Genomic DNA, 20,027 nt, shown 5'->3' on the forward strand with positions numbered 1-20,027 from the left:
GCTTTTTGCTTTTATGATTTGTTTTTTTGCAGCTTGATCAGCTCATTAAAGGTTAGAATGATGGACCAGATCACCAGGATGAAGCCTATAAATTGCAGAAGGTAGATGAGATAAGGTTCAATTTTGGTAACGGATCCAAAAAAGGACTTAAAGAGGGACAAAGGCTCCTCTGATGACAGCTGCATTAACATAAATCCGATGATAAAGCTGATTAGTAACGTTATTTTTTTCTCCAATGATTGTTGCCTCCCTGCCATGCGCAGCACGTTATATGTTCCAATATAACTTACATGGTATATATTGTCTATTGCCTCACAAAAATGAAAAATACGCTAAATTACGGCATAGTTCGCCCTAAAACGCAAAAAAAGACCAAGCAAATCCGCTCAGGTAAAGAGGAGATTTGTCGGTCCCGATACCTTATTTATTGATGACTGCCCGATGGGACAGGACTGCTCTTGAGCGGTATAAAATGCTTTTCAGGTATAAAAAAGGGCTCCCGATCCACAATATCTGAAGGGTTATACCCTCGGCAGTCCATTTCACATGCTGAAAGGCCGGTGCTCCATTTGGCTCTAAATTTCTCTGCGCTGGCCAGGGAGGATCGTTTGTAATCCATGCGGTTGGATGTGAAGGTGCCCTGTCCTTCATGGTGTATGAAAATATCCTGGGCTACCCATAGACGTTTGCCGCTAATACGGGTGCGAATGGAAAAGTCATCATCCTCATAGTTCCCGGGGAAAAACCTCTCATCGAAACCGCCGATCCGGTCCAGCAGACTCCGGTGAAAAAGCATGCAAAAGCCGATCAGCTTGTGCGAGTAAAATCCGGAGCCGGCTAAATCCTGCTGTCGCTGAAGGGCATAGGCATTCAAATTTTCCGAAGCTGGCCATTCAGTCACAGGGATCCTTTGAATAGGAGCGACGTTATTGGAAACCGGCCCTACGATGCCGATGTTTGAATCACGTAAAAGTGCGGCGTACAGCCCGGAAAGCCAGTTCGGCGTGACTACTGTATCATTGTTCAGAAGCAGGATATAATCACCCGTTGCTTCTAACATCCCCTGGTTGGTGCCTGCGGCGAATCCCTTGTTTTCCTCGTTCAAAATCAGCTTCACACCCGCCATGGATCTCCAGTATTCCAGCGTGCCGTCTGTTGAGCCGTTATCCACCACAATCCATTCCAGAGGCTCCGTAGTATGGGAAAGTACGCTCTCTACACACCGCCGCGTCATATCCAGACCGTTGCGGGTAAGCATGACTACTGAGGTTAATGGCATATGTACATCTCCTTTTTGGCCGGGAAGGCGTAAACGCCAGCTTACAGACCCGACGTACTTAATATATACGGCAGTACCCGGGCTGCCGGAGATTCTGCAGGCATAATGATTCCAAGACCATTACTTGAGTGCAGTTGGTGCCATATTAAATCAAACTCTGTTTCCTGCAGGAAATCCTCGATGGCCGTCAAGACCCCATTGCGCTCACCATGCTCAAGTACAGCGTTGCTGACCACATAATTGAAGCCCCCTATAGGCAAGAGCCGGGGATTCCCGGGTACCAATCCCTGTTTGGCGTAAGGCTGCCGATAATCGGGCGGAATGTTGTCTGGAAAATAGTACATATCCCGCCGTCCATAAGGCCATTCGGTATCATGCAGCAGGACTACCGGAAAGGCTCCCGCCGACTTGGCCATATTCTCGACCTGCTTCAATTCATGGTAAACGGTATACCAGTTGTGGTCCCCGTCAATGAGGATCATGTCATAGGATTCAAGCTTTGGGAGCGCCTGAAGACTGAATTCCCGGAGCATATGAAAGGCTTCTCCGTAATAATCCTTCAGGAGTTCCACATCGAACTGCGGAGCCGGATCAATCACCGTGCACCTGGCTTCGGCATGCTGACAGTAATCCAGAAGCTTAAATGTGTTCAGGCCTGTCAGTGAGCCAATTTCAACGATGTTTGTCGGTTGTGCCGCGATCATAATTGGTTTAATGGCCTTTTCCCAAAAGCGGTGCATATTCATCCTCCTAACCTTAAATATGCTCTATCCCCCAATTTATGTCGTTGACAGATCGTTCATACGCGACTCGGGGAATTAGATAGGATTTGGCGTATGCCTACTGAAGCCAGAGGGAATGTATTTCATGCGTTATAAGGAAGCGGAATCAAGGCCATTATGTTCTCTTCCTTAATAATAGAACACCTCTCCCCTGCAGATTTATTGTGCAGGTCGTGGAGAGGTGTTATGGAGTTAAGCGCTATAAAACTAAGGCATCAGGTAATCGTCAAACCACCGCTTGCGTATCCAGCTGCTGTGTTCAACAGCGTTAAACCGGCCGCTGTTGCTGAAAATACCAGCAGAAGACGGGTCGATGGAGTAACGGCAATACTCAGGCCAGTCGTTATGCCTGATGCAACGGTGCCTAATGCAAGAACACCTGTTAAGGCTGGTGCTAGCGTAACTGTAGCCCCTGGTATGGCTGTGAATGTATTGTCAGGCGTAGGCGAGCTGTACAGCTGCGCCGTAATCGTAATGGTCGATCCAACAAGATTCAATGCTGCCGTGGTGCTGAAGTAAGCGGCAAGTGAAGTAATTGTACCTGCACGCGGCATGGAAAATGCAAAGTTAAGCAGCGTTCCTGCAGCGCCGGTCAAATCGATGGTGTTGGCCAGAGCGAGCACAGTAGCACCCGAGTTACCGAAGCCCACAAGTCCAACAGTACCGGCCAATCCGCCTGCAATCGTCGTCAATGCTACCGGCAGGCCGGACGCAAAAGGAATGACTGCCCCTGACCCCGTGGCTCCTGTACTTCCGGTTGCGCCTGTTGCACCCGTTGCTCCGGTGGCTCCCGTATCGCCTGTCGCACCCGTTGCTCCGGTGGCTCCCGTATCGCCTGTCGCACCTGTTGCTCCGGTAGCTCCCGTATCACCTGTCGCACCTGTTGCTCCGGTGGCTCCCGTATCGCCTGTCGCACCTGTTGCTCCGGTGGCTCCCGTATCGCCTGTCGCACCCGTTGCTCCGGTGGCTCCTGTATCGCCTGTCGCACCTGTTGCTCCGGTGGCTCCCGTATCGCCTGTCGCACCCGTTGCTCCGGTTGCTCCCGTATCACCTGTCGCACCCGTTGCTCCGGTGGCTCCCGTATCGCCTGTCGCACCTGTTGCTCCGGTTGCTCCCGTATCGCCTGTCGCACCTGTTGCTCCGGTGGCTCCCGTATCGCCTGTCGCACCCGTTGCTCCGGTGGCTCCCGTATCGCCTGTCGCACCTGTTGCTCCGGTGGCTCCCGTATCGCCTGTCGCACCTGTTGCTCCGGTGACGCCTGTATCGCCTGTTGCTCCCGTTGCTCCGGTAGCTCCCGTATCGCCTGTTGCTCCCGTTGCTCCGGTAGCTCCCGTATCGCCTGTCGCACCTGTTGCTCCGGTGACGCCTGTCGCTCCCGTGGCTCCTGTTGCTCCCGTGGCACCCGTCGTGCCCGTTGCTCCGGTAGCTCCGGTTGCTCCAGTAGATCCTGTTGAACCCGACGCTGCCAGCAGGGTATAATCCGGCGAACTTCCAGGGACTCCCCCTGGGGATGCTACGTTCGCTAAGTAAGTGCTGCCATTATAAGTAACGACTTGACCCTGCGGATAACCCGGAATTTGGGCAGGATCAAAAGGAACCACTCCGTTCAATCCCACTCCTGTTGCACCTGTAGGTCCCGCCAGACCGGCTGCTCCCGTTGTGCCTGTTGCCCCTACGGTACCGGCCGCTGCCAGCAGAGTATAATCCGGCGAACTTCCAGGGACTCCTCCTGGAGAAGCTGCATTCGCTAAGTAAGTGCTGCCCTCATAAGTGACGACTTGACCCTGCGGATAACCCGGACTTTGAGCCGGATCAAAAGGAACCACTCCGTTTAATCCCACTCCTGTAGCACCTGTAGCACCTGTCGGTCCTGCCGGACCCGCTGCTCCGGTTGGGCCTGCGGCGCCAGCTGGTCCGGCAGGACCGGTATTACCAACGGTTCCTGGAGCACCATTTAATCCCGGCGGCCCTTGAGGTCCTGCCGGACCGATTGGTCCCTGAGATCCGGGAGGGCCCTGCGTTCCGGATGTTCCCAGTGAAACCGAAGGCAGTATGTCAGAAATTGTACGCTGGATTTGCCGGATCAGCTCGACCATCGTGTCTTTAATAACCGGCTTCACTCTGAGCAATAATACCGTAGATAGCAAATCATCGAGATTTTCCTGCAAATTGATAAGCAGTCCTACCCCGGAAGCCGGTACCGCCTCGCACATCGTAATGGCAAGCTCAAGTGCCGACTGAAGGAGCGCCTTATCCCGGACAGGGAATTCGGAGTCAGTGACAAAAATCTGCAATCTCCTGAGTACATCCTTCAAGGCAGATACCGATGCCGTGTCCTGTCTGAGCAGGGCTGGCGGAACCGTCTGCAGCAAGCGTGATAAAAGCCCGATTAACTGTTCCGTCTGCTGTGCGGTAATGGGAATCACGCCAGTTTCGTCTCCGTCCGGCCCCAATTCTCTCCTATCTTCGTTTTCATTAATACTCATCCTTCTATCCTCCTTCGTGATTCATTGCAGCATAGATCCGTATCCTTGTTTTTAATGCGGTGAAATCAGGCTGTCCGAACGCCATGGTCTCTTTCTGCGGTCTGCTTTCCGATTTAACGTCATACAAATGAATGACTGAAATCGTTCGAGACGCCCAATTCGCACCCAATACCTAATGTATTCATGATATTTGTACCACTTACTAGGTTCTGGGAATTATTCTCATTTAAAAGATTTATCCTGCCAAGGAGTGATAAAAAAATGATAAGTATCAGCTTGTGCATGATCGTCAAAAACGAAGAAAACTCTCTGGAGCGCTGTCTTTCTTCGGTACATAAAGCTGTCGACCAGATTATCATCGTCGATACCGGCTCCACGGATAACACCAAACAGATTGCCCGCAAGTTCACCCGCCATGTTCTTGATTTCGAGTGGATTGATGATTTCGCAGCCGCACGCAATTATGCTTTCAGCCAAGCAGATCAGGATTATATTCTGTGGCTCGACGCGGATGATGTTCTCATGGAAGAGGATCTTTCCAAACTGCTTGCTCTCAAAAGCGATTTGAAGCCTGATACCGATTCTGTCACCATGAAATATCATCTGGCTTTTGATGAGCATGCCAACGTGGTATCCAGTCTGCGGCGCAACCGTCTTGTGAAAAGAAGCAATCAGTTCCGCTGGATCGGAGCCGTTCATGAATACCTTGAAGTCGGAGGACAAATCATCGACAGTGATATTGCCGTGACTCATTGCGGTGATGACCGCGACAGCGACCGGAATCTGAAAATATATATGAAGAGACAATCCAAAGGGGATATCTTCTCACCAAGGGATGTCTACTATTTTGCCAATGAACTAAAGGATCACCGTTATTTCGAAATGGCAGCTGTCTATTATCAGAAGTTTTTGGATGATGGAAAAGGATGGATCGAAGACAATATTGCAGCCTGCGGCAAGCTTGCTGATTGCTATCATGAGCTGGGGGACAGTTCCAAGGAGCTTGCCTGTACCCTGAAGTCATTTGAATACGGACCGCCCCGCCCTGAATTTTGCTGCCGCATGGGGTACTACTTTATGCAAAAAAGTGATTACAGCACAGCCGCATTCTGGTATAAGCAAGCGGTCGAGAACCCTGCACCCGACACCAGCTGGGGCATGCAAAACTTAAGCTGCTCCACCTGGCTGCCTCATCTGCAGCTTTGCGTTTGCTACGACAGGCTCGGATTTCATGAACTCGCTTACCGGCATAATGAAGCTGCAAGGCATTTCCAGCCGGAACACTCCGCGGTCATAAGCAACAAGGCATATCTTGAGGAAAAGCTCGGAATTGTTCATGAGTCCGGCACAACAGCCGTTTCCGGCGTTTAAATTCTTCAAAGGATATAAATACGTATTCACAGCGGTTGATCGAGGCAATATATGAAAAACAGGGCATCGCTTAAGCGATGCCCTGTTTTGCTTTAATGATTTAAGTGTAATTACGGCATCCGTGACAGAAACGGAGCCAGGTCTACTTGAAGAGCAGCTGCCAGACGTTTGCCCAGCTCCTCATCCGCACGGTAAAAGTTGCAGATGGCAAGAAGTTTGGTCTGCTCTGCGACATGCTCCAGATCGGCAGCCAGATTGCTGACCAGCTGTGCTTGAACCTCTGGAGTATATTGGCGGAACACTTGGCCAGCCTGGCCAAAATCATTCGGTTTGTTGATCTTTTCCCGGGAGACCATGCCTTGAATAGGCTGCGGCACATCCTGGTAAGCCGGATCTTCTTTCGGCGTATGCTGATAGCGGTTCGGTTCATAGTTAATCCGGTCCGTCTGCTGTTTGAACGGCATAGCTCCATCACGCTGATTGTTGCTTACCTGCGCAAACGGGCAATTGATCGGAAGCTGCAGATAGTTGGGTCCAATGCGGTGACGCTGGGTATCAGAGTAGGAGAACAATCGTCCCTGCAGCATCTTATCCTCCGAAGGCTCGATGCCTGGTACAAGCACACCCGGATTGAAACCAACAGACTCTGTTTCCGCAAAAATATTTTCCGGATTCCGGTTCAACGTCATCGTTCCCACCAGTTGGTAAGGAACATCCTCTTCGAACCAGTCCTTCGTTGAATCCAGCGGATTGAAATCGAAGCTGTCCAGATCGGCAGGATCCAGCACCTGCACATACAGATCCCACTCCGGATAATCCCCGCGCTCAATCGCTTCATACAAATCACGGCTGGCATGGTTGAAGTCGTTCGCTTGAATGGCCGAAGCTTCGGCCCCGCTCAAATTTTTCACACCCTGTTTCGGAACCCAGCGCAGCTTCACGTACACCATATTGCCGAACTGGTTGATCCATTTGTAAGCATGGACGCTCGATCCGCGCATCTGGCGGTAGTTCGCCGGAATGCCTTCATCCGTGAACAGATGCACCATCATGTTCGTTGATTCGGGAGTTAGCGACATAAAATCCCAGTAACGGTCTGAATCTTGAATATTCGTGCGTGGATCAGGCTTGAGAGAATGGACCATATCCGGAAATTTCATCGCGTCACGGATAAAGAATACCGGAAGGTTATTCCCAACGAAATCATAGTTACCTTCCTCCGTATAAAACTTAACCGCGAATCCGCGTGGATCCCGCAGCGTCTCCGGAGAATGCTGTCCGTGAATAACCGTGGAAAAACGGGCAAATACGGGCGTTTCCAACCCTTCGTTTTGCAAAAATGCCGCCTTTGTATAACGCTTCATGCTGTTTGTCAGCTTGAAAACACCATGCGCTCCGGCACCGCGAGCGTGAACAACACGTTCCGGTACACGTTCACGGTCAAAATGCGCCAGCTTCTCCAGAAGCTGATAGTCCTCCAGCAGTGTGGGTCCATTTTGTCCTGCCGTTCTTGAATTTTGATTATCCCCGATTGGAACGCCCTGATTTGTTGTGAGTTTTTCCATAATCATGTCTCTCCCTCATATATATTTAAATTAGAACAATTCTAAATAACTAACCGATGTGGTTTATTGTAACGTAAGCAATAATGAAAATCAATATTAAATTATAATTATTATAATCTGGTAAATTATATGTCCAACACCGCAATGTTATGCCGAAATAATCACGTCCATATGAAAAGGCCCTGCACTCCATTTAGTGAAAAAGGATGTACCATGTATAATAAATGTGAAGAAAGCGGCTTTCATTCCATAAAACGATGTAGGAGCTATTGGCATGTATAAAATATTAATCGTTGAAGACGATCCCAAAATTGCAGACTTGCTGAAGTCTCATATTGAAAAATACGGAGATATTGGCATTGTTATTCATGATTTTGATCACGTGTTGGAACAATTTGAAAAGCATACGCCTCATATTGTTCTTCTGGATATTAATCTCCCGAGCTTTGACGGGTATTACTGGTGCCGCCAGATCCGGCAGACCTCGACCTGCCCGATTATTTTCATCTCCGCTCGCAGCGAGAAAATGGATCAGGTTATGGCACTGGAGAACGGTGCCGACGACTTTATCACCAAGCCTTTTTACTATGAAATTGTGATGGCCAAAATTCGCAGTCAGCTTCGACGCGTCTATGGTGATTATGCTTCGAAGAATGAAGAACGCACCGTGGAAAAAGAGGGATTGATTTTATATCCGGAACGCATGGAGCTGAAACTGGGTAAACAGACCGTAACGTTAAGCAAAAAAGAAACCATTTTAATAGAAACCTTGATGAAACGGAGCCCGCGGGTAGTGAGCCGGGAGGTCATTCTGGAGAAACTGTGGGACGATGCTTTCGTGGATGATAATACGCTGAGCGTCAATATTACACGGGTGCGGAAACGGTTGGCTGAGCTTGGACTTGAAAACGCGCTGGAAACCGTACGGGGAATGGGATACCGTCTTCATTCGACCTGGAAGGACAAGCCGCTGCCATGAGGCTATTCATCCGGGAACATATCTCTCTGTTGATTTTTACCTTGCTCGAGCTTCTGGCTGTATTAATGGTCTTCTGGTTCGATGGTTACAATCATCCGCTTACTGCTGTTTACGCCCTTTCGCTGGGGTTGTTTATCTTTGCCGGGTATCTTGTTTTCCGTTATTTCACCCACCGCGGCTTCTATGAGCGTCTCTCCCATCCTGTCGACTCTCTGGCCGAATCCGTGCATGGACATGAAGCTTCACCGCTTCCGGCGGCGCTCAGCGAACTCATGGAAACCCAGTATAGACAGTATCAGAATATGCTGCAGAACTGGGAACGTAAAAACGAGGATTATCTTACCTTTATGAACCAGTGGGTTCATCAGATGAAAACGCCCCTCTCGGTCATCGAGATGGTGACGCAGGATGAAGAAGATGAGCGGATGATCAGCATTTCAGAAGAAGCAGACCGCTTGAGAAGAGGCCTTGAAATGATTTTGTATGTGGCCCGGCTCGATACATTCGAGCAGGACTTCAGCGTGGAAGATGTCAATCTGAAGCAGATCACAAGCGAGGCTGTACATGAACACAAACGGTATTTTATCCGCAGCCATGTATATCCCGAGGTACTCATCGATGAAAGCCTGTCCGTGCGGACAGATGCCAAATGGATGAGGTTCATAATCGAGCAGCTGCTTTCAAATGCCATTAAATACTCGGCCGGCAGCGGGCAGAAGGTCACTCTGTCGGCAAAGGCCGACGGCCGTGCAGTCATTCTGGAGATACAAGACCGCGGCGTCGGTATTCCCAGAGCAGATCTTCCGCGGGTGTTCCGTCCCTTTTATACAGGAGAAAATGGAAGGCGCTTCAAAGAGTCTACAGGGATGGGGCTCTACCTCGTTAAGGAGGTTATCGGCAGATTGAACCACCAGATCGAGCTGGAATCTACCGTGGGACAAGGCACGCTGGTTCGTATCCGTTTTCCGTATGCTCTCTGACCTTGGAGCTGCGTATTTTTCGCTTATCTTACAACCATGTAAGACAGATGAAAGCTGAGTCGATAGGAGAAATCATGCCAGAAGCTTACAATCGGGATAACGACTTAAAGAAATGAAGGAGGCATTCATAAGCCAATGGAAATTCTATCCGTCCGAAATCTCGGCAAAATATATAAAGGCATGGTCTCCTATGAAGCCCTCTCCAATCTCGATCTATCGATCAACCAGGGTGAATTCGTAGGTATAATGGGACCTTCAGGGAGCGGAAAAACGACTTTGCTTAACTTGATCTCCACTATCGACAAGCCAACCTCGGGTGAAATTCGTATAGATGGTGAGGATCCCTATCAACTGTCACAAGACAAGCTGGCCTTGTTCCGCCGCCGGGAGCTGGGGTTTGTGTTCCAATCCTTTAATCTGCTGAACACGCTCACCGTCAAGGAAAATATCGTGCTGCCGCTTACGCTTGACGGCGTCGGTATCGAGGACATGAATTCACGGGTAGACGTTCTTGCTGACAAGCTGGGCATCACCTCTATTCTCGATAAACGCACCTACGAAATCTCCGGAGGACAGGCGCAGCGCACCGCCATTGCCAGGGCATTAATTCATCAGCCCAAGCTGCTGCTCGCGGATGAGCCGACAGGCAACCTGGATTCCAAATCGGCGCGCGACGTTATGGAAATTCTCGAAAAACGCAACCGGGAGGATCAGGCAACCATGATGCTGGTCACACATGATCCGGTCGCAGCGAGCTACTGCAGCCGTGTGATTTTCATTAAAGACGGACAGCTCTACAACGAAATCTATTATGGGGACAACCGCGCCGCCTTCTATCAGAAAATCATCAATGTTTTATCGCTGCTGGGAGGGAATGGACATGAATTTCCGTCAGTTCGCATTTAACAACGTCTTTCGGAACACGCGAACCTATGTCGCGCACTTTCTGAGCAGCTCTTTCTCGGTTATGATCTTCTTTACGTATTCCCTTCTAACGTTTCATCCTGATCTTCAGGGAGCTATTGTATCCGATAGCCTTACGCTCAGCATGCTGGGTACCATGGGCATGAAAATATCACAGTACATCGTATTTATATTTTCATTCCTATTCCTGTTGTACTCGGTCAGTGCCTTCATGAAGCTGCGCAAAAAGGAGTTCGGCGTTCTTCTCCTGCTTGGCATGTCCCGTAAACAGCTCAATCGCATGCTTTTTATTGAGAATATTTCCATAGGAATCACAGCTATCATCACAGGGATCCTTGTAGGAGTCATATTTTCCAAGCTGATCCTGCTGATTTGTGCCACGATGCTGGCTGTTGAACATGGGCTGCCCTTTTACTTGCCGTGGAAAGCGATGTTGCTGACGGCTGCCGCGTATCTCGTTTTGTTCGTGATTGTGGCTGCTTTTACATCACTAATGACCAAAAAAGAAACGCTAGCAGAGCTGATCAAGTCCGAGGATAAGCCGAAACCGGAGCCGAAGGCTTCCACAAAGCTTTCCGTCCTATCGTTGCTGCTGATCGGACTCGGTTACGCCTGCGTTTTTCTATTCGTGCAGCGTCATATTTTCTCGTTTGCTGTTCTATTCGGCGGTGTGCTACTGGTTATTATCGGCACGTACTTTCTGTTCACCCAACTGAGCGTATATGTCATGAGGGCCTTGAAGAAAAGAGACCCTATCTTCTTTAACCGGACGAATCTGCTGACGATATCCGAGCTGATCTATCGCATGAAGGACAATGCGGTCATGTTTTTCATGGTGACCATTATCTCTGCCACTGCCTTCACGGGGATCGGCACTTCCCTGGCCATTGGTGACCCCGGGCTCGCCGAGATGAAAAACCCATATGCTTTTTCGTACATTTCCTTTAATGAATCCGATCTAAAAAATAATTTCGAACAAAAACATATCCGCCTCATCGAAGAGACGCTCGAGCGGGAAGGTTTTACTTACCAGATGGCCTCATATTCCCCAACCTATACCCAAGAGGGATTCGCACTGGTCAAGCTGAGCGAATACAACCGTCTGGCATCGGCACTTGGTTATGACCCGGAAATGCTCCAAAACGGGGAGACGCTGGCAGCCCCTTCAACCATATCCCAGAACAACAAATACAAGCTGAAGGGGGCAGGCGCCGATACGGTTAGGATGGTGAACTTCGAAGGCAACTGGGACATGACCATGCATATCAAAAAGGTTCTTAAGCATATCGTCATTCCGGAGGCCTTCAAAATTTATATCGTTACCGATTCGGACTACGACACGTTTAACGCCGGCAATCTTATGAAAGTAAACTATATAGAATTTGTCGTCCCGAAGTGGCATGATACGCGTGCCGTCACACGTGAATTAACTGCGGCCATATATAATGAGGATACCCATTCAATGCAATATATTCCTTTTCAATTCAGTGCACTCGTTACCCAGTGGGTGGAATCCCGGCAGACGAACGGCATGCTGCTTATTGTCAGCGGACTGGTCGGAATCGTCTTTTTCACCTTTGCCGCCAGCTTCATTTATTTCAGACTCTACGCCGACCTTTCCAGGGACGAGGAGCAGTACCGGATGATAACCAAAGTCGGCCTCAGCCGCAAGGAGCTGGCCAAAACTCTTACGAGGCAGCTTGGCCTTATGTTCTTTCTTCCTCTCCTAGTGGCCTTCATTCATAGCAGTGTGGCATTCATCGCATTGCAGCGGCTCGTTGATTTCTCTATTGTTTCTCATACGCTGGCCATTTTTTCCTCATTCCTGGTGGTGCAGATCATCTACTTTTTCGTTACACGCTGGCGCTATCTGAACCATCTCTATCAAAAAGTAATGTAACCCTCATACTAAAAAAGACATCTGCCCTTCCTTCTCTAAGGCTGCAGGTGTCTATTTCTTTTTCCATACTTATGATGCCTCATAGATTTTGCAGCTCGCGCCTGATATCCTTGCGCCGATCTTCAATATAAGCATGTATGACATCAGGTTCGGAAATAAACATGCCACGAGGCCATTTGTACTTCGGATCCCGATACACATCGTCCTCGATCTGATTAAACATTCTTCTGACCACAGGCATCAACTGTTGGACCGTAAAGGCGGATGCAAGAATGTCCTCCAGGCGTTTCTTGTACTGCTGCCGGTAGGAGCTGAACGCCAGTACCTTACCTGTCAGCCTGTTGTAACCCTTGATCCTTACCAGGTCGGAAGCAACCGACTTGCCAAAGCAATTTCGGCCCCATGTCCCTTCATAGTCCCATGGAAGAAAGCCATATGCCTTACGCTTTTTATACTCGAATATCGTGTAGTTTTGTTGAAACCCATCATAATTGCCTGTAAGTACGGCTCCGCTCAGCCACTTTAAATAATTGTCCATGTACAAGCGCCCGCCCAGATATTTCTGAAGCATCCTTCCCCGTTTTGCATGAATATCCCGGATGAATCGGATCAATTGCTGTCGATCCCCTCCCGTTCCCATAATGAGACTGTACCCGGAGAACAGTGAGCTTTTGGGTGTATCCGTACCCACCTTGTTCAAGTCAAAGGTAGCATTGTCATTCACCGCATAGATGATGCTCCGCACCTGTATTTTTCGGACCCGAAAAAAGGCCTGATTGACTGCCTCGATCCTCAGATATACCCCTTGAGTCTCTCCATTTAATTGAAGAACACAGTGCTGGGTAGCGGGACTTGGAACGCCGATGGTATGAAAGAAGTGAAAAGAAAGCGCATTTCGGAGTAACGAGGGATCATCATGCTCCGCATTATAATGATATGTTGCGCGTGATGTACGAATTTCGTAGGATTTTTTCGGATATTCCCGGGTATGCCCGCCGCGGTAACGGATGCGCACCGGCTCCGAACCGCTGCCGTTCGACATCGTTGCCGGGACAAACTGATCCGACCATATTTGACTCTCCATCTGTTTCAAGTCCTTTTCCTTGATCACGATCCGATAAACGGGCAGACCCATGCAGAAACCGCCTTTCCAACACGAAGAGTGGCCTATAGCTGGCTTTTCACCATCCTATGCTTAATCAGCGGATGCCGTCAGGGCGGGCGCCTTGATTTCAGGTATTTCGCATGTTCCATTATCAGTCAATTCTAGCAATCATGTAGTGAGATATTGGCTCAATTTTGCTAATCTAGTATATCCGGCTAGTCCCCCCTTGCACGAGGACACATATAAATAGAGCATAGATAGACTTGAAGGACGAATTAACGTTCTTGTCTACCTAATATACTGAGGAAGGGGAATGTGCAATGTCTTTATCCGGTAATGATTTAATGGGCTTGGTCGGACAAAGTGTAAAGATCAACCGCGGTGGTCCGGATTCTATTGAAGGTGTTCTGCTCAGCGTTCAGAGCAACTATCTGGCTGTAAGGGCAAAAGACAAAAAGATCGTGTATGTCAGCACAACACACATCAAAAGCGTCACGGCTACTGGTCAATCGGGCGGGTCCCGGTCAGGAGGAATGCGTTCAGGCGGCGTTCAATCAGCCATGGCACGTCCAATTCAAAGCTATAATTTCGCAACACTCCTTCAATCCCTGCAGTACCGTCACGTTCAGATCAATCGCGGTGGTCCGGAAAAGCTTGAAGGTATCATCACTAATGCGAATCAAAACTTTCTTGTGCTCGCCGTAAAAGCGGAGGAGATCGTACGTATTCCGATTTTCCATGTCAAATCCGTTACAGTAGTGAGCCGCTCCAATAACAGCGGTGGAAATAAAAGCAGCGGAAATAAAAACAATCAATCTGGTGGAAACAACCCTGGTGGAAGTAAATCACAAGGAAATAGATCACAAGGAAACCAAACCCGTGGGGACCAAATCGGCGGCAACCGGACTTGGGGGAACCTAACCCGGGGGAACTTAACCCGGGGCAACCGCATCGGTAACCCTACTGGCAATCGTCCAGGCAACCGTACTGGCAAACGTATTGGCAAACGCACGGGCAATCGCAGAGGCCGGGGTGTCGGCGAATAACAGATTTTCTGAATAAAGCTCGGACTAATTAAGATTAAGCAATGAATCCATGAATAAATATGATGCTCCCCCGCGGAGTCTATGATTCTATTCCTCACATTTTAAAGGAAACTGGACCCAACAGCCGCAGGGGACGTCACTTAACCGATGCTCTATTAACAAGTGCCTTCCGTTTGGAACAGTATATGCATGCCGTATTTATTATGATACCCGAATTGGACAGGGATCCCGTCTGTCTAACTTCGTCTGATTCTTATGCGAAAGGAGGTAGTTTATGGAGTCTATACGTTCTCTCCTCGGTAAAAAAGTCGAGCTCAAATTATTAGGCTGTAAAATTCCTTTCATCGGAGAGCTCGTGGATCTTGGCAGCGATATTATCGTGATTTTCTCCGAGAGCAGATATGTCTACACGCCTGTGCATCATTTACAGCATATGAAGCTCTCAGCGGACAGCGAAGATTCCTCTCCGGCCGACAGGGAACCATTGGTAGATCATACCCATATCTCATATCGGAAAATGCTGATGAACTCCAGAGGGATTTTCATGGAAATCGATTTGGGAGGCCCCAATCTCCTTCATGGTTATGTAACCAGTATTATGAATGATTACTTTATATTTTTCTCGCCGATCTATCATTCCGTATATATACCGCTTCATCATGTGAAGTATATATGCCCTCTTCCGCCCAATATGACCCCATCCTATCTCAATCAGCATCTTTTTCAGCTGCAGCAGCCTGCTCTCCCCCTCTCGCGTACTTTGGATCAGCAGCTGGAAAAATTTCAAAATGAGCTGGTTATTTTTGATTTGGGGGAATCCCCATTAAAAGCCGGCATGTTAAAAAAGGTGGACAATCGGATCATTGAACTGGTGGAGGCCGGAGGAAAAACCATCCTGCTTCACTGTGACCATATCAAATCGATTCATCTGCCGTAAGCTAAATACAACGAATGAAATGGCTGCTGTAGACGTTCTTTCTACGACAGCCATTTTCTATGGATGTAGATATGCGTATAAAAATAAATTCATTAAACTTATTAACTGAAGTTAACGTACCTCTTATTTTTTTATATAATGATGTAAAACGGGTGAAAAAATAGGAATTTGTCGCAAGTTTGGAGGAATTAAGGATGAGTATAACCACTCCTGTCGTTTTAAAAACCAAAATCACCCCGCCTCTATTAAAGGAGGATCTTGTCGGACGGACAAGACTTCTGGAGTGGATACAAAACGGCACCCGAGGCCGGATCAGCCTGGTATGTGCCCCTGCAGGCTTTGGCAAAACAACACTGCTCACCCAGTGGGTCTATGCTCGGCAGACCTCCTGCGCATGGCTGACACTGGATGAACGCGACAATGATCCGGTACGCTTCTGGCGTTATGCGGTATACTCTCTTGCGGAAACGGTTCCCACATCCATGAAATCCAAAATTGTAATGCTGGCTGAGGGCCTGAACGGCTTGTCTCTCACCGCATTTCTGGACGCTTTTATGAATGAGCTTTTTGAACTGGAGGATACCGTGAGCTGGGTTATGGATGACTACCATTTCATTACAAATCCGCGCATTCACGAGAGCCTCTCCTACTTTATCGAATATATGCCGCAACAGCTGACCCTGCTGATCTCGAGTCGGCGGGAGCTCCCCTTTGCTACGGTTAAATGGCTCACGAAAAATGAGAGTCGGGAAATGAACGCCTCGGGGCTGCAGTTTACACCAACCGAAACCGAGACCTTCTACCGCGAATCGGAAGGTCCGCAATTAACTGAGCGGCAAATCAGAGGATTGAATGAACGGACGGAGGGATGGGTCACCGGTTTGCAGCTCGCCCTGCTGTCCCTTCAATCCAGGCAGGATATTGACTGTTTTATTGAACAGTTTCAGGGCAGCCATCGGAATGTGACCGATTATATTTTTCATGAGGTCATTTCGAATCTGCCGGAGGAAATTTATGATTTTGTATTAAAAACATCCATCCTGGAGCAGTTTGACGCACGGATCTGCGATGCGGTGACAGAGGATCGGGAAAGCCGAACGAAGCTTGAACACATTAAAAAGCTCAACCTCTTCCTTATCCCTTTGGACGAAAAAAATGAATGGTTCCGATATCATCATCTGTTCTCAGGCTCGGTGCGTGAATATATCAAAAGGCAGCAGCCTGAAAAATGGGACAAGCTTAACCGTTTGGCAAGCCTTGTATTTGCACAGCGGGATCATATGGATGAAGCCGTGGAGTACGCTATCACCGCCGGAGACTTTGTACTGGTGGAAGAGCTGCTCCAAGGCCATATTTCGGTTTTGCTGGAAAGCGGAGAGCTTGGCAATCTGCTCCGCTGGTTTGAAAGCTTTCCCTCCTCGCATGCTTTGCACCCGGAGATGGATCTGTTTTATGCTTTTGTACTGGTCCTGACCGGTCGTTTCGCACAAGCCGAGCAGCGGCTCAAAGCCTTCGTGAAGAAGCACCAAGGTACAGATCCCGAACAATGGAAGCATCTGCAAAGCGGGATCTTGTTCGTTAGATCAAATCTGATGTTCGCAAGCGGTGACTTCGGCAACTGGTATACCTTCATCGGCACCATGCTGGATGAACTCCTCCCAGCAGACCCGGCTTTTTATAAATTTAATTATAATGTCAGAGAACCTTATATCCGTCGTACGCCTCTTGGCTTGAACGGGGCCTTATCACCCGATATGGAGAACATCGGAGGCTTGTACCTCGGCGTGCTGTCTTCCCATGGTCTTCAGGAATCACTTGTATATTATTATGTGAAACAATCCTTGGTTGAAGGTTACTATGAATGGAACCGGATCGCCGAGTCCCGCAAAGCCTTGGAAGAAATGCTCCGGACTGCTTCCCGCGTCGAGCTGCCCGGACTGCTGGTTCCTATACTGCTTATGCGTGTAAAGCTGCATCTTCTGGAAGGGCATACTCAGCTGGCCCATGATTTACTTGAGGAGGGTCTCGATAAAGCCGGGCTTCATTGGAAAGAACCCTGGGTTTCCCTGCTGCTTGCCCGAAAAATGCGCCTGCTCATCAAGGAGGGCAAGCTGCCTGCAGCCAAAAAAATCGCGGCTAAGCTTGGACTCTCCACCAAGGACAAACCTACCTTTCAGCGAGAATACGAGTATTTATCCTACGTACGCCTGCTCGGACGGCAGCGCAAGGAGATAGAGGCACTGCGACTGCTGGAGCAGTTGAAGCCGCAATCGGTCCGAGAGCGGCTGGTTTCAAGCAGTGCGGAAATATCCATTATTCAGGCACTGCTGGAGGAGCAGCTTGGCCAGCGGAAAGCCGCACTCCGTACGCTGCATGAAGCCCTGCTGATAGGTGAACGCAATGGATATATCCGCAGCTTCGTCGATGAAGCTGCGCCGATGCATGCTTTGCTCACCCGTTATACGGTTGAAGCCTTCACCGAACCGTCTTCTCTAACGGAGGATAAAGGCCTGGGTGAGCTAGAGGGTGTCTCTGCGGATTATGTGCACAGCCTGCTGCAGCATTTTTCAGTGGTTGAAACGGAAACCGCCGCAACTTCTTCTCTTATTGAGCAGTTCAGCCGGAGTGAAATTGTCCTGCTGCAGCTGATCCGGAAAGGCGCCAGCAACAAACAGATCGCCGCAGAGCTGGCTTTATCGGAAGGTACGGTCAAGGTTTATCTTTCGAGGCTGTACGAAAAGCTCGGCGTGTCTTCGCGGACGCAGGCGCTGCTGGCTGCGCAGGAGCTGGGTCTGCTGCTATAGCGACAGGAAGCCGCACGGTCATTGTGGTTCCTTCGCCCAGCTGGCTGATCGCCGTGACGCTACCCTGGTGCATCTGAACGATTTTTTGAATAATGGACAGCCCAAGCCCGCTCCCGCCACCTGAGCGGGTTCTTGATTTATCCGCCTTATAAAAGCGGTCAAAGATATGGGCTTGGTCTTCTTCCGATATGCCGATGCCCGAATCCTCCACCATGATGCATACCTGCCCTCCTTCCGCTTCCAGGCGGACCTGGATGGCGCCGCCGCGAGGCGTAAACTTGATGGCGTTATGGATCAGGTTCACCCAAACCTGGCTCAGCAGATCCGGGTCCGCATCAATCGTCACCGGGCTGAGCTCGGCTGACATATCCAAATCCTTATCCAGCCATTGCGGCTCGCAGGCCAGGATCAGCTGCTGCAGCTGCTTATCCAGCCGCATCGGAACGGGATGGAACGGATGCTTCTCGGAATCCAGCGAGGCCAAACGCAGCATATTTTCCGATAGGCGGGAGAGCCTCACGCTTTCCTGCTCAATGATATCCAGGTAATGCTCCCGTTCCTCCGTGGTCAGCTCCTTCTTCTTCAGCACTCTGGCAAAGCCGCTGATGGACGTGAGTGGAGATTGAATCTCGTGGGAAACGTTCGAAATAAATTCCTGGCGCATGGATTCGAGCTTATTCAGGTCGGCCGCCATGTCATTGATGCTCTTGATGATATCCGTAAAGCGGCCGTTATCGAAGCCTTCCAAGGGCAGCGAGACATTAAAGTCGCCTCTGGCAATCTTCCTGAAAGCATCAATAATGCTCTGGTAGAACTCCATCTCCCTTCTCCGGCCAAATCTCGACATGATCGAAATGAGCAGGCCAAAAATAAAAAAACCGGCAATGGATACGGCCAGCTGCCTCGCGAGAGGGACATGCGGCCACTCAAGCCAACGGATGAGGAAATAGGCCGCCGTCCAGCAGAGACTCAGTACTGAAATCACCAGCAGCATGAAAAATGCGACCTTTAGCTTCATCCAGATTCCCTTATGCTTCATGAAGTCACCTCCATCCGGTATCCGAGACCGCGGATCGTCCGGATCTGAAACGCATGATCCTCCGGCGGGAACCGCTCCCGGAGGCGTTTGATATGCACGTCGACCGTGCGTTCGTCGCCTTCGTAATCGAATCCCCAGATCTGTTCGATCAGCTGGTCGCGAGAGAACGTCTTACCTGGATAGCTTGCAAGCAGAAACAGCAGCTCGAATTCTTTCAGGGGAAGCGTAATGCCTTCTTCGCCGTTATAGCATTCGTAGGTTTTGCGGTTTAGCCGCAAGGAGCCGATCTGAATCTGCTGTGAGGCCGAAATACGGTAGCGCTTCAGAAGTGCTTTCACCCTGACGATGAGCTCCGGCGGATCGAAGGGCTTGACCAGATAATCATCGGTTCCGAGCTCAAATCCCTTAACTTTATGCACGGTCTCTCCTTTTGCGGTGAGCATCAGGACGGGCATATCTTCATAATTTCCCGACAGCTCCTTGCAGAGTTCCCACCCGTCCATGCCCGGCATCATGATATCGAGCACGACCAGATCGGCCCGCGTCGTTTCCAGCACCTTCAGCGCTTCGTGTCCGTTTGCGGCTTCAGCGGTGCTGAACCCTTCGCTTTTGAGCAGATGGCTTACCAGCTCACGGATATGCGGGTCATCATCAACGACAAGAATGAGCGGCATGAAGCTCAGCTCCTTTCTTAATTTGTATTGTCCGATTCATGTTCATCAATCCGGCCGCAACGGAGTGGCCTGCCAACGGATGAGATACAGAACAATTCTACTATACATCTTTCGTTCTCGGTTAAAAGAACTGCTTCTCACAGGTTCATTCCTTGT

General features: G+C 49.5%; 16 protein-coding genes. 8 read left to right on the forward strand and 8 right to left on the reverse strand.

Annotation, left to right across the window (positions count from 1 at the left end; translation table 11 throughout):
* Positions 1 to 11: 11 nt before the first annotated feature.
* From KJS65_RS17660 to KJS65_RS17675, 4 genes are all read right to left on the reverse strand, one after another.
* On the reverse strand, positions 12 to 236 hold the full coding sequence (locus KJS65_RS17660) for a hypothetical protein (RefSeq protein WP_136607830.1): 225 nt from the start codon (positions 234 to 236) through the stop codon (positions 12 to 14).
* Between the two features lie 188 nt (positions 237 to 424).
* Complete coding sequence (locus KJS65_RS17665; protein WP_213651188.1) at positions 425 to 1,279, reverse strand: glycosyltransferase family 2 protein; 855 nt, start codon at positions 1,277 to 1,279, stop codon at positions 425 to 427.
* A 41-nt stretch (positions 1,280 to 1,320) separates the two neighbouring features.
* Positions 1,321 to 2,019, reverse strand: coding sequence for a class I SAM-dependent methyltransferase (locus tag KJS65_RS17670; protein ID WP_213651189.1), 699 nt, complete (start codon positions 2,017 to 2,019; stop codon positions 1,321 to 1,323).
* 257 nt (positions 2,020 to 2,276) lie between these two features.
* A complete protein-coding gene (locus KJS65_RS17675; RefSeq protein ID WP_213651190.1) occupies positions 2,277 to 4,547 on the reverse strand; it encodes an exosporium glycoprotein BclB-related protein in 2,271 nt (756 codons plus the stop codon).
* Between the two features lie 261 nt (positions 4,548 to 4,808).
* Here KJS65_RS17675 and KJS65_RS17680 point away from each other — a divergent pair, with 261 nt between their 5' ends.
* Positions 4,809 to 5,918, forward strand: coding sequence for a tetratricopeptide repeat-containing glycosyltransferase family 2 protein (locus KJS65_RS17680; RefSeq protein ID WP_213651191.1), 1,110 nt, complete (start codon positions 4,809 to 4,811; stop codon positions 5,916 to 5,918).
* Between the two features lie 110 nt (positions 5,919 to 6,028).
* Here KJS65_RS17680 and KJS65_RS17685 read toward each other — a convergent pair whose 3' ends face one another.
* Positions 6,029 to 7,483, reverse strand: a complete 1,455-nt coding sequence (locus tag KJS65_RS17685) for a catalase (RefSeq protein ID WP_280531334.1) — start codon at positions 7,481 to 7,483, stop codon at positions 6,029 to 6,031.
* A gap of 274 nt (positions 7,484 to 7,757) precedes the next feature.
* Here KJS65_RS17685 and KJS65_RS17690 point away from each other — a divergent pair, with 274 nt between their 5' ends.
* From KJS65_RS17690 to KJS65_RS17705, 4 genes are all read left to right on the forward strand, one after another.
* On the forward strand, positions 7,758 to 8,462 hold the full coding sequence (locus KJS65_RS17690) for a response regulator transcription factor (protein ID WP_213651193.1): 705 nt from the start codon (positions 7,758 to 7,760) through the stop codon (positions 8,460 to 8,462).
* Positions 8,459 to 9,442: a sensor histidine kinase gene (locus tag KJS65_RS17695; protein WP_213651194.1), complete on the forward strand. Its 984-nt coding sequence runs from the start codon at positions 8,459 to 8,461 to the stop codon at positions 9,440 to 9,442. Before KJS65_RS17690 ends, KJS65_RS17695 begins: the two co-directional genes overlap by 4 nt.
* A gap of 135 nt (positions 9,443 to 9,577) precedes the next feature.
* On the forward strand, positions 9,578 to 10,348 hold the full coding sequence (locus KJS65_RS17700; protein ID WP_213651195.1) for an ABC transporter ATP-binding protein: 771 nt from the start codon (positions 9,578 to 9,580) through the stop codon (positions 10,346 to 10,348).
* Positions 10,323 to 12,266 carry an ABC transporter permease gene (locus KJS65_RS17705; protein WP_213651196.1) on the forward strand — a complete coding sequence of 648 codons (1,944 nt, stop codon included), beginning with the start codon at positions 10,323 to 10,325 and terminating at the stop codon, positions 12,264 to 12,266. The genes KJS65_RS17700 and KJS65_RS17705 overlap by 26 nt, the downstream gene beginning before the upstream one ends.
* A gap of 79 nt (positions 12,267 to 12,345) precedes the next feature.
* On the opposite strand, the gene KJS65_RS17710 is transcribed toward KJS65_RS17705, so the two are convergent.
* Entirely contained in the window at positions 12,346 to 13,401 is a 1,056-nt protein-coding gene (locus KJS65_RS17710) for a CotH kinase family protein (RefSeq protein WP_213651197.1), read from the reverse strand.
* Positions 13,402 to 13,691: 290 nt separating this feature from the next.
* Between KJS65_RS17710 and KJS65_RS17715 the strand changes: the two genes are divergently transcribed.
* The 3 genes from KJS65_RS17715 to KJS65_RS17725 all read left to right on the forward strand — a co-directional run bounded on the left by KJS65_RS17715 (position 13,692) and on the right by KJS65_RS17725 (position 18,158).
* Complete coding sequence (locus KJS65_RS17715) at positions 13,692 to 14,417, forward strand: hypothetical protein (protein ID WP_213651198.1); 726 nt, start codon at positions 13,692 to 13,694, stop codon at positions 14,415 to 14,417.
* A gap of 274 nt (positions 14,418 to 14,691) precedes the next feature.
* A complete protein-coding gene (locus KJS65_RS17720) occupies positions 14,692 to 15,354 on the forward strand; it encodes a DUF2642 domain-containing protein (protein WP_213651199.1) in 663 nt (220 codons plus the stop codon).
* 194 nt (positions 15,355 to 15,548) lie between these two features.
* Entirely contained in the window at positions 15,549 to 18,158 is a 2,610-nt protein-coding gene (locus KJS65_RS17725) for a winged helix-turn-helix domain-containing protein (protein WP_213651200.1), read from the forward strand.
* Here the strand turns inward: KJS65_RS17725 and KJS65_RS17730 are convergent.
* Both KJS65_RS17730 and KJS65_RS17735 read right to left on the reverse strand, forming a co-directional pair.
* Positions 18,064 to 19,197, reverse strand: coding sequence for a sensor histidine kinase (locus tag KJS65_RS17730; protein WP_213651201.1), 1,134 nt, complete (start codon positions 19,195 to 19,197; stop codon positions 18,064 to 18,066). The two genes, KJS65_RS17725 and KJS65_RS17730, sit on opposite strands and share 95 nt — an antisense overlap.
* Positions 19,194 to 19,871, reverse strand: coding sequence for a response regulator transcription factor (locus KJS65_RS17735; RefSeq protein WP_213651202.1), 678 nt, complete (start codon positions 19,869 to 19,871; stop codon positions 19,194 to 19,196). The genes KJS65_RS17730 and KJS65_RS17735 overlap by 4 nt, the downstream gene beginning before the upstream one ends.
* Positions 19,872 to 20,027: the final 156 nt, after the last annotated feature.

The organism is Paenibacillus sp. J23TS9, from assembly GCF_018403225.1.
In the GTDB taxonomy this organism is placed as follows: domain Bacteria; phylum Bacillota; class Bacilli; order Paenibacillales; family Paenibacillaceae; genus Paenibacillus_AQ.